We start from the raw sequence: 12,731 nt of genomic DNA on the forward strand, positions 1-12,731 counted from the left end.
TAAAAAAATATAGTATACAACTTGTTTTACCTACCTGTAATTTTCATATATAATAATTTTATTCATAATATTATTCATTAATGGATATGGTTGCTTATATATACAGTTCCAACCCATTGGTCGTTAATCGTATAGAACTTTATTCATCCATTTACAATTAGTCCTTAAACAATTGGATTTTGAGTAAGCACATTTGAACATATTGTGAACAATTTTGAACATAGAGGTGTTAAAGATGAAGAAAAGCTTTTCAGAGAAAAATGTTGAGAGAAATCATGAAAAAAAGAAACGACATAGGGAAATTCATATAATTCTTGAACAGCAGAACATAACTACTCATGACGAAATTGTAAAAGAACTAAGTAAGAGAAACATAGTAACCAGTCAATCAACTGTATATAGAGATTTAGAAGAGTTAGGTATTAGAAGAAATGCTAATCGGGTTTATAAGCCCTCGGAAGAAATCCAAAAAAAATTCCACATAGATGCTCTTTATGATTTATTGATGGCTAACGATTCTTTAGTTTGTGACAATGTCGTAACTTACTTCATTAATACTAAAAAGGGAAAAGCTCAAGAAATTGCTTTCCACCTTGAAGAGGCGTTCAATAATATTGTCCTAAAAACAATAATTGGGCTAGATAATGTGGTCATATTTGCAGATGGAAATGAAATTACAGATGAATTTCACAGTATCTTTGTAGGACAAGAGGAATAATAGATAGCAAAAACACTACCTATTATTCCTTATAGACTCAGTTTCCTTATTTATTCAGATATTAACTTTTCTTCGTACACCCTTACCCCATCCTTAAGACAAACTAAAAAGAGTGGTTGGTTCGTATTAGCATTAGATGCTACACAAACCAACCACTCATGTTCCTCTTTATTGAAAACAAACGAATGAACCAATACCAATTCAGGAGAAATACTAATCAGTTCTTCTGAAACAAGATTTTCATCAAGTTCCTCTTTATATAAAAGAACTGCCTCCTCTCCAACTTCTTCGTCAATATTGATGCCAAATTGCAACGACATGAAGATAGCGAAATGTTCTGCGTTATAGTAACACATTGACCTTCCCTCCCTTAAATATAGCCTTTTTCCTTTAGAGATAAGTACTTTCCATCACCAATGATTAGGTGGTCTAGCAATTCAATCCCTATCAGTCTACCTGCTTCTTTAAGGCGAGAAGTAACCGATATATCTTCTTGAGATGGGGAGGTATCTCCGGAGGGGTGATTATGGAATACCATTATACTTGCTGCTGATGATAAAATAGCTGATTTCATTACCTCACGAGGGCTAACCAGACTGGCATTCAAACTTCCAATATGACAAATATTAATAGATACAGGTTGGTTTTTCGTATTTAATGAAACGACGATAAAGTGCTCTCGGTCTCTATCTTCCAAGAAATCTTTTATCAGTTCGTAGGCATCTTCTGGAGACCGAATACTTCTTTTGGTGTAAAGCAGACTAGACTCTCTTACTAGTTTTACTGAAACAATGTTGACCCTTTTAGCTGCAATTTTTTTCATATTTTCACTCCTAAAATAATTAAATAGACCTCCCTACATTAAGTAGGAAGGTCTATTTAATAATATATATTTATAAAATTTATAGTTACAGGTTACCTAAGGATTGCAAGTACAGTTCATCTAGAAGTGCATCAATTTCAAGCATTCTCTTTTTATCATCATAAGACATATGGGCTTCTTTTGATAAATTCGATAGCTTTAAATGAATCTCATTTTGTTCATCGAATTCAACCATTTTAACTGGTGGCCTAATCTTAAAAGACCTAGAGTCTGATGAATTTAAGATATATTGTTGAACAATAGGCGCATTTAGAATTGCACAAATATAGTGTGCTTCATCCTCGGTAATAAAATCTCCATTAGGCTTTTCACAAATTGAAACCGCATGGTTCTGAAAAAGAGGTCTTCTATTTTCTCCCCATTCTGTATCTATTGGAGAAGACACTGCTGCAACCCATTTAGTATTATCACGAAAAACTACATGATGCTTAGCAAATGAATACTTCCCTACCCTTGCTAAAGCGTAATAAGGTGCATTTTCGTCACCAATTAATTTATTGCTGTAATCAGTTTGATTTTCTAACACCGTTCTATTTCTTCTAAAGTAGGTAGCTAACAGCTTTGATTCTTTCCTTAGCTCCGAAAAATCCATAGGAACTTTAGGACTTTCTTCTTTATATGGAAACGGCACTATATAGCTTGGTTTATTAATATGGAACCTTGTAATGTTTGTACCTTTGACAAGTGGGTGTAACAGCTTTTTCTCCAATGGAATAGTTTGCTTCGGCACTTTGTGCTTTGACCTCTTGTTTTGGTAGTTAGTCAAATACATAATTTCCGGTGTTTTTGGTCCCTCTATATCGGTATCAATCTCCAATAAGAAAAGCTCTTGAGGATAAAATTCTATCCCTTCCCTACCTTTATATGGACACTCACCAGCTATTTTTGCAAAAGCAACTAGATTTTCATTATCTTCTGCATAACTGAATTTTGTACTATCTGTACTAGTTTGCCCCATAAAGAAATCATATTTATCGAAGATTTGAACTACATCACTAAATTCTTCATGATTTCTATATTTTGCAAGGGATTTCCCCTTTTTTAATTTATACATTGAAGCTGGGACACCTTTTGAATAGTCAACTTCAGTACCGTTTATGAAATAGGTTAGAAACTTTTCAGTGACGGGTTTAAATGGATGACCGGATTTTGTCCAGTCTGTAAATTTTTGAAAATACATATTTGAACCATTATCTAACTGAAACTTCCTAAACCCTTCATATGATTGCTGAAATACTAGTGTCTGTGGCATTAAAAAGGCAAGCATACCATCCGATTTTAACCACCTTTGAGAAACAACATTTGAAATCAATGCACAAATGTTTAAATTTATTCCACCAGTTCTTCCGTCACCTGAAAATAGGTGCCTTGAGATACATAAAGATTTTATTCTTTCGCGATAACCTTCAGGGAGATTCTTCCAATCAATCCATGGGGGATTTCCCACTATTATGTCAAACTTGCCTAAAAGTGCAGTAGTTAAGAAATTCTTAACAATTCTAGTCCAAATACCATTCCAGCCTTCGTTTTCTAATGCAACAAGCTTAGTACATAAATTTAAGATTGATTGGTTTATTACCTCTGGTAAATTTTCATTACTAATTTCAGCAAGGATTAACTGATGAGCACCTTCAATATCCAAATCGGTAATAAATTCCTCAAGGTCTGACATTACTTCTGAAAATGGCTTTGCACCATGGATTAACTCTAAAGGCAAAAGTATATCTATGTTGCCACTAACCGTACTAATAACATATTTAAGGCAGCTTACTCCTTCAACTTCCACTTCTTCCGGTACATAGGAAGCATCACCAAGATAAATCGGTATTTCAAACTCCGAAACATCTTCAATTAAATGTGAGATATTAATAAAGTAATTTATTCTAGCTGTTAAAACAGCAAGTGGATTTAAATCAATACCTTTCACCCTGGATAACACTTCATGTAACTGCTGTTCTTTTGTTAGATGAGCTGTTTCCTCTATTATTTTCCTAATCATTGTGATAATAAATGTACCTGAACCAGCACACGGGTCAAGTCCTTTCCATCCCTCTCGATGATTAATCATATCAAGAGATTCATCAACAACATTGTCCGAAAGCCAACTTGGAGTGTAAAATTCACCCAAGCTGTGTCTAACTTTTTCTGGGATTAATTTCATGTATAGGTCTTTAAAAAGGTCTTGAACACTATTTCCAGTTGTAAATAGAGACTTATCTTCATATTTACTGAGTAAAGCAAAAATTACTCTAATATTTTCTGCGATTTCTTCATTCCATTGTTCATCAGAGCAATACCATGAGAAGAAATCTCCTTCAAAAACGTTTAACATTCCCAAATCCTTGAATATGCCACCATCTTCAATTTCGCTTATTTTACTTCGAAGAGCTTCAGATTGTGCAGTTGCTAAGCTGTTTAAATCTAACATATTCGTATTAAAGCGGATTTTACTTAGAACATTAAACGCTAATAATTTTATTATTATTGCATAGCTTGTTTGAAGGGAATAGATAATCTTATACTCATCACTATTTTCTGTTACCTTATGCCCGATTAAATCAGATAGAGCTTTTCTTCTATCTTCTATGGCTTGTTGTTTTGACTTGTCATCGTGAGCTAATCTAAACAGTTCCTTCCATTCCTCAAATAATTGAGTAGTCATCTTAGAAGGACTATTTAAAGATTTGTACAAATTGTGCACCAAGTCTAACGCAATGCTATCCTGCTCTGAAGAATAAAAATCTTCAACCAGGTTCTCTGGAGTAAGTGCCTTTTGCTTCATTAGCACGACGCTTTTTATTATCCTATCCATGTGTCTATGACTAATTTGCTGAAATGGCTCCTCTGTTACTTGTCCATTCTCTAGCCTGATGAATTTTATCTTAACCCCATCAGTGATTATTCCATAATAATTGGATTTGCTCTCTTCTTCTAAACCTCTTAAATAACCGATAAGCTGTTCCGAAGCATCGTCTTGCTGTTTTTGTGTTTCAAGTTTTGAAGTATGTTTGAACTCTTTTACTATGGCCCCTACTTTACTATCTATCCTACCTTTAGTAATATGTCGTTCTGTATCAACCTTCTTTTCTTTTTCCGGGAAAAGCCTTAACCCTAAGGTACTATTTACAAAGCCATATAACTGTATTTCAAAGCCACTAACAATAGTTGCTTCATTCTCTGCTTCTTTTGACACTTCAATTATATTTGAAGTTAGTTCCTTTAATAAATCAATATACTCACTTGATTGAAAAATAGAAGATAGTGTCTTCTCTTTTAGTTTATCTAGAAGTGTTTGACCAGTCATTTGTAGTCCCCCTTCTCCAATTGCTCTATACAAAGCATTGCTTAACCTATTTATTTTATCACAATTTACATTAGGAGGAAACATGCGTTCTAAGTCAATATGAGTAGAATACCACATGAGTATAAGAATCCTTTTTCATGAGTAATACATTAGAATAAAACTCTCCATACACCTGTCCAAGTTGTATCAACTTTAGCTTTTCGATTTGGTTGTAAAGATTTATCTCTATTCTATTGAGATTTCTTCCTATTATTTCAGAATATAATAGATTTTCCGATTTAAAATCATCTGTCTCTGATTTTATTAATTTTAAAGAATTATCCACCAATGAGCTTTTAAGGTACTTTTCAATTAGCATTCTCTCTTTGTATGTAGGAGGGCTAACTTTGTAAAATAAAAAAGCGGTATCGATTTTAGTCTTCGATTCCGCTTTATCCATTCTTAGCTTTTCTGGATATTCAATTACGCCATTCCATTTGTTATTTAACATACCTAATACAATTAAGGTTTCATTTGAAACTTCCCTTAAAATCTTAATCTTTTTAAACTTCTCATAAATATCCAATTCCACCATACCACTCCCTTAAAAAACCTCATTTACTTATGGTACGGTTCTCCCTTCATAATTCTAAAACTTCGATAAACCTGCTCTACGAGTACGAGCTTCATGAGCTGGTGGGGTAAGGTCATTTTGCCGAAGGATTGTTGCTCGTCGGCTCTTTTTAGGACGTCTTCGTGTAGGCCCAGAGAGCCGCCGATAACGAAGGCAATTTTGCTTTTGCCGTAGGTCATGAGAGATTCAAGATCAGCCGCCATTTGTTCAGAGGTTTTCATTTTGCCATTGATAGCGAGAGCAATTACATATGTGTCTGTACTTATTTTGGCTAGTATGCGTTCTCCCTCTTTTTTCTTCACGATTTCCATTTCTGCATCACTAAGTTGCTCGGGTGCTTTTTCGTCAGCTACCTCAATCAAATCTATTTTTGCATAGCCACCAAGTCGTTTTACGTACTCATCAATCCCCATTTTTAAGTACTTTTCTTTTAACTTACCGACTGATACAATCGTTATATTCACACGTTATCCACCTTTACAATTCATTTACAAACAAATTATCCACAAAAGTTATCAACATATCCACAAGTCGTTGCTATATATTGTGTAAAGTTATTTACTTGATACAATATATTCTGCTGGCTTTTCACAGTAGCTACACTTTGTGGATAACTTTTTATCCTCTTCGATTTTATCCATAATTGGGAACACTTTTTGCTCTGCTACAAACATGTCTAAAGCGTGTTCTATATGGCTTTCACAGCTGTAATTTTCCATTTTTTGATGTCTCCTTATTTTCCGAAATTTCCACAAACTTATTCACATTTCGGTCTATGTTATCCACAATCTATTGTATCAAAGGAATAGCATCTATGGAAGAAGCCCCTTTTTCTCACTGTTTATTGTATAAAATCAGTATTCGCAATTTTCTAGTTATCCACAATATTTTATTAAAATACTTCTTTATCTCCACAAAAAAGCAGTGGAGATTATTTTTCAATCCCCACTGCTATTCATCTTTTTTACAATGAATTACCGTTTGTTAATGTAAGTGATAGTTCTACTAATTTACCTTGTCGGTAAACTTTTAATGTTAATTGATCACCAATTTTTTTCTCATTATATAGGTGTTTACGCAAATCAATAGCTGTTTCAATTTTTTGACCATCCATTTCCACAATCACATCATATTGTTGGACACCTGCTTTTGAAGCTGCAGAGTTATTCATTACATCTGTGATTACAACACCTGTTGTTACCTCAGCAGGTAATTTTAATGTTTGTTGTTGATAGAAGGCTGGGACATCTGTTAAGTCAGCTAATGAAATTCCCATAGTTGGACGTTTCATTTCACCATTTTTCTCTAGCTCCTCAATAATTGGAATGGCTGAATTAATTGGAATAGAGAAACCTAGACCTTCTACAGAGGATTGTGCAATCTTCATGGAGTTAATTCCTATTAACTCCCCAGCTAAATTGACAAGTGCTCCTCCACTATTCCCTGGATTAATGGCTGCATCTGTTTGTAATACTTCTTGTTGCCAGTCTTCTGTGCCATCACCGTTTAAGTCTACTGGTACAGAACGATCCTTACCTGAAACAACGCCTGTTGTCACAGAGCCATAGAAGTCTAAGCCAAGTGGATTACCAATTGCTATAACAGTTTCCCCTTGCTTTAACACATCGGAGTTACCAAATGTCGCTACTGTTTTTACATTCTTTGAGCTAATTGAAATGACAGCAAGATCTGTCCAAACATCGTGGCCCACTAATTCTGCCTGCTCTTTTGTTCCATCAGGCATTGTGACCTCTAATTGTTTAGCTCCTTCAATTACGTGATTATTTGTTACAATAAAGGCTTTATTACCTTCAATTTTATAAACTACACCGGAACCGCTTCCCGCTTCTTTTGTTGTTGTCGATTGAGGGCTCCAAAATCCTCCACTTGTTACTTCTTGGATATTAGTAATACCCACTACGGCCGGAGAGGCTTTATCAACGGCTTTTGTAACATCTGTCGTCACCTCTGTGGCAACTTGGTTTATGGTTGTATCATTTTTCCCTGTATTACTCGATGTTGTACCAGGCATTTGGTTGACCAGACCCGGCATCATCAGCCATACAAGTAAGGCACCAATAATGACACCGACCAAGCCACTAAAGAAATAACCACCTTTTCCTCCGCCTCCACCTTTCTTTTTATGACGCTTGGCTTGCATTTCTTGCTCCTCGCGCTCTAATCTTTCTTGAAGAGGTGATTTCGGGATTTCTTCATTTTTTAGGAAATCACTGTTTTTATCATCATCTTGAAAGTAACTCATGTTCCTCATCCTTTCCTATACTGCTTTTGTTAATTGTTACCCTAATCTTACGATTCAAACATTAAAATCAGATGAAAAACAAATAAAATGGACATAAAAATAGCTGCTCGACACATTACTTCAAATGTGTCGAACAGCTTTAAGTCTTACCTAAATAAATAGTCGTTAAACCGTAACCAATTTTGTTGGCTCCTCTGCATCGGTATCAAAGAGATGAACATGCTCGCCAACCATAATGCCACAGGACTGTAAGGTTTGTGAGACACTCATGCGTGCTAGTTCTTTCATATTATTATCCTTACTTAAATGCGAAAGATAGATATTCGTAGTCTTATCAAATACAACCTCACTCATTGCAATCGCTGCATCTTCATTGGATACATGTCCTACATCGCTTAAAATACGACGTTTAATGGACCAAGGATAACGTCCCATTTGAAGCATATTAACATCATGATTACTTTCAAAAACAAACGAGTCAGCTCCGCGTATAATACCTTTCATACGATCACTAACATACCCTGTATCCGTGATAATAACAAGCTTGCGATTATCCTCATGGAACGTGTAGAACATTGGATCTGCTGCATCATGTGAAACAGCAAAGGATTCAACCGCTAAAGAGCCAAAATGCTTCACTGTATCCATATCAAATTCAAAGCGTTGCTCTACAGGAACTTCACCAATTAGTCCGTCCATTGCCTGCCATGTTTTGGCGTTTGCATAAATCGGTACACTATATTTTCGTGCCAGTACGCCTATCCCTTTAATATGATCACTATGCTCGTGTGTAACGAAAATACCACTAAGCTGCTTCACATTACGATCGATCTTTGTAAATAGCTGCTCCATCTTTTTGCCACTAAGGCCCGCATCGACGATAAAAGCGTAATCATCATTCTCTACATAAATCGAATTCCCTGTACTGCCACTTGCTAAAACACTAAATCGCATTATTCAACTCCCCAGTCTTCTTCTTCGCCCTCTTGCTTGTCCTCCTGGATTTCAATGACTTTGCCTTCGACTGCATTGACAAAATACTCTTCTGTTTCTCCATCCGATAATTTCACTCGTATCTCCCATGTTGGCACTAATACCTGTGTACGAGTTAATTTAACAAGTGTTGAGTAACCTAACTTCATTTGCGTAATACGTGAATCTGGCTTGAGCGGTCCTTTTGCATATAAAGTTTGAATAATTTGAAGTGGAGGAATGACAGTTTCCTGTTGTTCCATTTCTTCAATATTATCAATCATTGTTTGTTCATACATTGTTACTTCATTGTTGGTATTCCATTTAATTTTCAATGAACCATTATAATAGAACATTCGATTATTCGTCTTTTGGAAAAAAACAGCGACTCGTTCTTCACGGTCTACTTTCCACAAAGCATAGGATGCTCCTTCATTTACGTTTGCAAGAGCAAAATCCGTAAAGCTTGCATCATCACTCACATTACGTAATTTAACAGGCTTGATGAAAATAGCACGTGCCTTTGTATTATTGTCCCTAAATTTTATTTGTTGATTGCTATTACTAAATTCATCTGTTGTGAATTTATGCACTTGAGCTGTCATATACGAAGCAGATTCAATATTATTTGGTAATGTGCCGTACGTAATATTATCATCCTTTAAACGAGCTTCTATTGTTTTTTCACCTGGAACCTCAATATCTTTCGCCTCATTATAGCGATTTACATAAAGTGAATATAAGAAGATGTTTAGAATTAAAAAAACGAATATAAAAATAGATTTTGTTCTATTCCAATCCATTTTTAACACCTCCTAAAACTTCAGGGGTTAGTTTAATCCAAGATCCATTACGAATGACAAACCAACATGGTTCAAATGTAAATATATTTAGTTCTTGATTTTGTGTTAAATAATAGCCCAAAACAATTTCATCAATATCTGCTAAGGCAATATTATTCGCATTTTTTAATCTTTCAGCAATATCTGCACCCGAAGGTAATTCCTTGATTTCCTTTTCAGCCTCAATATCCATATCTAATGAGAAATATGGACGTTTATAATGGAAAATCCGGCTATCTCCCCAAATTGTCGTCATTCGGGTAATGACATGATTACTATAGACCGGTAATCCCTGCAAATATAATTGATAATCCATTTGATTTTTATTGGTGCTAGTTGAAGCATAGCGGAAATCTGCAGTAAATCCTCCATGCTCGTTAATAAATTCAAAGCTATCTTTTAGAAGTTTTGAAGGCTCAATTCTAATACTGCTTTCTGCAGCTGGATAAACATAGTTTAATGACTTTAGATTTGTATCTAATGTCATTAATGACATACCATCTGTATATTTTTCAGAAGATGCACTTTCAACATTACGTCGCACTATATTTGGATCTGTAAATAACACATTTTTAAATAATTCTGGTGTGATTTCTTCAATATAGTACGTAAATTTTACAGATTCCATTTTATTGCTATCTACATAAAGGGCTGTTTGATTTTCTCGCTCAATTTCTTTAAAAGCGCCATATTTTTTTGCAGGCTCTATGACTTCTTGTATAAATTGGCTCATGTTTGGCACGCTGACATGTGAGCGGAATAATGATTGGTTATTCCCACTAATGTAATAAACCATTAACTCTTTGGTGTTCGAATTACTCCAGTCAATAATCATACGATTGAAGGTTGTTTCTGGTAACTCTTTTTCAGCAAACTGAAAAATTGTGTTAAATGCTGAAAATGGAACCTCACCAGTGAAGAAGATGGTCATTCGATGATCTGCTCCAATAATTTGATTCACATAGTTTGGTGAAAGATTGTTGTTAACAGGCTCTAAATCTAGGACGTTCCAGCCTTTAAATGTTTTCATCAAATTCTTCATCGCATTGTTAGATACTGTGCCTGTAAATTCTTCATCAAAACGGAAAATAGCCTTGTATGGACGAATAATATCCTCCATTTCCTTTTGCGGCTTAATTAAAATTTCCTTTCGCTCTGTATTTTCAATATATTTATAATCCGGTGTGTACGTCCAAATTAAAAAGGTTAGAATCACACTTAGCATGACAAGTAGAAATAAAACAGCAGATTTAACTGGCTCTATATATTTCATTCCCACTCACCCGCCTCACCAAATTCATCTGCATCGTATGGTAATGTGAAGAAAATTGTCGTGCCTTGCCCTTCCTCACTCTCAGCCCAAATCTTCCCGCCATGTGCTTCAATCATTTCCCGCGCAATAGCAAGTCCCAAGCCTGTTCCTCCCATGGAACGAGCACGGGCACGATCAACACGGTAGAAGCGATCAAAAATGCGGCCTACATTTTCTTTAGGAATCCCCATGCCATCATCTGAAATCATGACTTTCAACATATCGCCTTGTCCAGTGAACCCAAAGCGTATATTCCCACCGTCTGGTGAATATTTGATGGCATTTGAAATGATATTATCAATGACCTGTGTCACCTTATCCGTATCAATTTCTACATAAAAGGAGGTTTCAGGGAATAATCGTGCAAACTGTACTTTATCAGACTTGGACATTTCAAAACGATCGATAATTCGGTTAAAGAATGAATTGAATAAGACAATATCTTTATTTAACTCATAATCTGAACTATCCATTCGTGATAATTGCAATAAATCATTGACTAGTCGAATCATACGTTCTGTTTCAGTTTGCGTTACATTTAAAAAGGTAGGCGCAATATTTTCATCCTTCCATGCACCATCTGCTAGTGCCTCGAGATAGCTACGCATTGTTGTTAATGGTGTTCTTAATTCATGTGATACATTCGATACAAACTCTCGACGATCCATTTCTATCTTTTCCTGCTCTGTTATATCGTGTAGTACAGTTATAAGACCATTAATAAAGCCTGTCTCTTTTTGAATAACCGAGAAATTGGCACGTAATATATAAGGAGCATCTGACGTACTAAAATTTAAATTGATAGCATCGCTCATATGAATTAAATCTTCAAAGCTATATTCCTGATCAATCCCCAATACCGAGGCAATGGGACGACCTAATGTAATATCTCTTGAAATATGCAGTAACTGCAGCGCCGGGTCATTAATTAAAATAATACGTCCCTTGCGATCTGTCGCAATAACGCCATCCGTCATATTACTAAGGACTGAGTCTAACTTTCGCCGCTCTGCATCAGTAGTGGATTGTGCCTCTTGCAAACGATTCGTTAAATGATTAAAGGTAACGGCAAGCTGACCTATTTCATCCGTACCATATACTCTTACCTTGCGAGAATAGTTGCCCTTTGCCATCGCTTGAGCCTGCTTTCGCATATCAGCAATTGGTTGTGTAATTGTTCGCGCAACGAGAATACCTAAAAAGATGGTAAAGACTAACGACATAGCTGTACCGCCAAGGAAAATACGGTTAATTTCATTCATTTGTTCAAAAACGGACTCAATATTCGCTTCAATATATAGAACACCAATAATTTCATCATCTGGCCCTGCACCAGCTCGAATTGGGTTTGCTAATACCCATACTCGATTCCTCGTTTTGTTATCAAGTTTAATGATATCAAAGAGCGTTTCAGCAGATATAGCACGACGCACAAGGTCTGTGTTAGAGCGTTGTCCTATTAAATTTTGATTCTCAAGCTCAGATGTTGCCAGTATCCTTTGTCTATCATCAATGACACGAATTTCTAAAATATCACCATTAGAAACATCTCTTAAACCAGTTGAAAACTCCATAACGATTGATTTCAAGCTTTCCTCTAGTTTAGGCATGCTTTCATCGCGTTCCTTTAAAATTTCCTCACGAAGACTATATTGCATCAAGTCAACTCGCTGAAAAATAGAATCTTGGAAGTTGCTCTTCAAATTTTGTTCTAACTGACGGGCGAAATAAATACCGATAATTTGTAAAGCAAGCAATATTAATAAAATATAAATTAGCACGAGTTTGACATGAATGGATTTAAAGAAGCTCACTTTCTGCATT

12 protein-coding genes are annotated in these 12,731 nt (G+C 35.5%); 1 reads left to right on the top strand and 11 read right to left on the bottom strand.

Annotated elements, in window-relative coordinates; translation table 11 throughout:
• Nucleotides 1-235: 235 nt before the first annotated feature.
• Nucleotides 236-718 (top strand): hypothetical protein, encoded by a 483-nt coding sequence (locus ACP3VS_RS13210; RefSeq protein WP_426388902.1) that lies wholly within the window; start codon nt 236-238, stop codon nt 716-718.
• A gap of 50 nt (nt 719-768) precedes the next feature.
• On the opposite strand, the gene ACP3VS_RS13215 is transcribed toward ACP3VS_RS13210, so the two are convergent.
• The 11 genes from ACP3VS_RS13215 to walK form a co-directional block, all read right to left on the bottom strand.
• Entirely contained in the window at nt 769-1,074 is a 306-nt protein-coding gene (locus ACP3VS_RS13215; RefSeq protein ID WP_426388904.1) for a hypothetical protein, read from the bottom strand.
• A gap of 14 nt (nt 1,075-1,088) precedes the next feature.
• A complete protein-coding gene (radC, locus tag ACP3VS_RS13220; RefSeq protein WP_426388906.1) occupies nt 1,089-1,541 on the bottom strand; it encodes a RadC family protein in 453 nt (150 codons plus the stop codon).
• Between the two features lie 85 nt (nt 1,542-1,626).
• Complete coding sequence (locus ACP3VS_RS13225; RefSeq protein ID WP_426388908.1) at nt 1,627-4,905, bottom strand: Eco57I restriction-modification methylase domain-containing protein; 3,279 nt, start codon at nt 4,903-4,905, stop codon at nt 1,627-1,629.
• Nucleotides 4,906-4,999: 94 nt separating this feature from the next.
• Nucleotides 5,000-5,479, bottom strand: a complete 480-nt coding sequence (locus ACP3VS_RS13230) for a hypothetical protein (protein ID WP_426388910.1) — start codon at nt 5,477-5,479, stop codon at nt 5,000-5,002.
• A 23-nt stretch (nt 5,480-5,502) separates the two neighbouring features.
• Nucleotides 5,503-5,982, bottom strand: coding sequence for a 23S rRNA (pseudouridine(1915)-N(3))-methyltransferase RlmH (gene rlmH / locus ACP3VS_RS13235; RefSeq protein WP_012296196.1), 480 nt, complete (start codon nt 5,980-5,982; stop codon nt 5,503-5,505).
• Nucleotides 5,983-6,072: 90 nt separating this feature from the next.
• Entirely contained in the window at nt 6,073-6,237 is a 165-nt protein-coding gene (locus ACP3VS_RS13240) for a CxxH/CxxC protein (RefSeq protein ID WP_036162488.1), read from the bottom strand.
• A 245-nt stretch (nt 6,238-6,482) separates the two neighbouring features.
• The gene (locus ACP3VS_RS13245; RefSeq protein ID WP_036163673.1) at nt 6,483-7,781 is read right to left on the bottom strand and encodes a S1C family serine protease; all 1,299 of its coding nucleotides are present in this window, start codon (nt 7,779-7,781) and stop codon (nt 6,483-6,485) included.
• A gap of 165 nt (nt 7,782-7,946) precedes the next feature.
• Complete coding sequence (locus ACP3VS_RS13250) at nt 7,947-8,735, bottom strand: MBL fold metallo-hydrolase (protein ID WP_031415812.1); 789 nt, start codon at nt 8,733-8,735, stop codon at nt 7,947-7,949.
• Complete coding sequence (locus ACP3VS_RS13255) at nt 8,735-9,556, bottom strand: two-component system regulatory protein YycI (RefSeq protein WP_012296200.1); 822 nt, start codon at nt 9,554-9,556, stop codon at nt 8,735-8,737. Before ACP3VS_RS13255 ends, ACP3VS_RS13250 begins: the two co-directional genes overlap by 1 nt.
• Nucleotides 9,543-10,868 (bottom strand): YycH family regulatory protein, encoded by a 1,326-nt coding sequence (locus tag ACP3VS_RS13260; RefSeq protein WP_031415815.1) that lies wholly within the window; start codon nt 10,866-10,868, stop codon nt 9,543-9,545. The genes ACP3VS_RS13255 and ACP3VS_RS13260 overlap by 14 nt, the downstream gene beginning before the upstream one ends.
• Nucleotides 10,865-12,730: a cell wall metabolism sensor histidine kinase WalK gene (gene walK, locus ACP3VS_RS13265; protein WP_036162489.1), complete on the bottom strand. Its 1,866-nt coding sequence runs from the start codon at nt 12,728-12,730 to the stop codon at nt 10,865-10,867. Before walK ends, ACP3VS_RS13260 begins: the two co-directional genes overlap by 4 nt.
• Between the last annotated feature and the right edge of the window lies 1 nt (nt 12,731).

The organism is Lysinibacillus sp. VIII_CA (genome assembly GCF_049943995.1).
GTDB lineage: Bacteria > Bacillota > Bacilli > Bacillales_A > Planococcaceae > Lysinibacillus > Lysinibacillus pinottii.

Excerpts from the sequence above, each read along its gene's own strand:
- ACP3VS_RS13225 (WP_426388908.1), bottom strand. The coding sequence starts at position 4,905 with ATGACTGGTCAAACACTTCTAGATAAACTAAAAGAGAAGACACTATCT.
- radC (WP_426388906.1), bottom strand. The coding sequence starts at position 1,541 with ATGAAAAAAATTGCAGCTAAAAGGGTCAACATTGTTTCAGTAAAACTA.
- ACP3VS_RS13255 (WP_012296200.1), bottom strand. The coding sequence starts at position 9,556 with ATGGATTGGAATAGAACAAAATCTATTTTTATATTCGTTTTTTTAATT.
- ACP3VS_RS13215 (WP_426388904.1), bottom strand. The coding sequence starts at position 1,074 with ATGTGTTACTATAACGCAGAACATTTCGCTATCTTCATGTCGTTGCAA.
- ACP3VS_RS13230 (WP_426388910.1), bottom strand. The coding sequence starts at position 5,479 with ATGGTGGAATTGGATATTTATGAGAAGTTTAAAAAGATTAAGATTTTA.
- ACP3VS_RS13240 (WP_036162488.1), bottom strand. The coding sequence starts at position 6,237 with ATGGAAAATTACAGCTGTGAAAGCCATATAGAACACGCTTTAGACATG.
- ACP3VS_RS13210 (WP_426388902.1), top strand. The coding sequence starts at position 236 with ATGAAGAAAAGCTTTTCAGAGAAAAATGTTGAGAGAAATCATGAAAAA.
- ACP3VS_RS13245 (WP_036163673.1), bottom strand. The coding sequence starts at position 7,781 with ATGAGTTACTTTCAAGATGATGATAAAAACAGTGATTTCCTAAAAAAT.
- walK (WP_036162489.1), bottom strand. The coding sequence starts at position 12,730 with ATGCAGAAAGTGAGCTTCTTTAAATCCATTCATGTCAAACTCGTGCTA.
- ACP3VS_RS13260 (WP_031415815.1), bottom strand. The coding sequence starts at position 10,868 with ATGAAATATATAGAGCCAGTTAAATCTGCTGTTTTATTTCTACTTGTC.
- ACP3VS_RS13250 (WP_031415812.1), bottom strand. The coding sequence starts at position 8,735 with ATGCGATTTAGTGTTTTAGCAAGTGGCAGTACAGGGAATTCGATTTAT.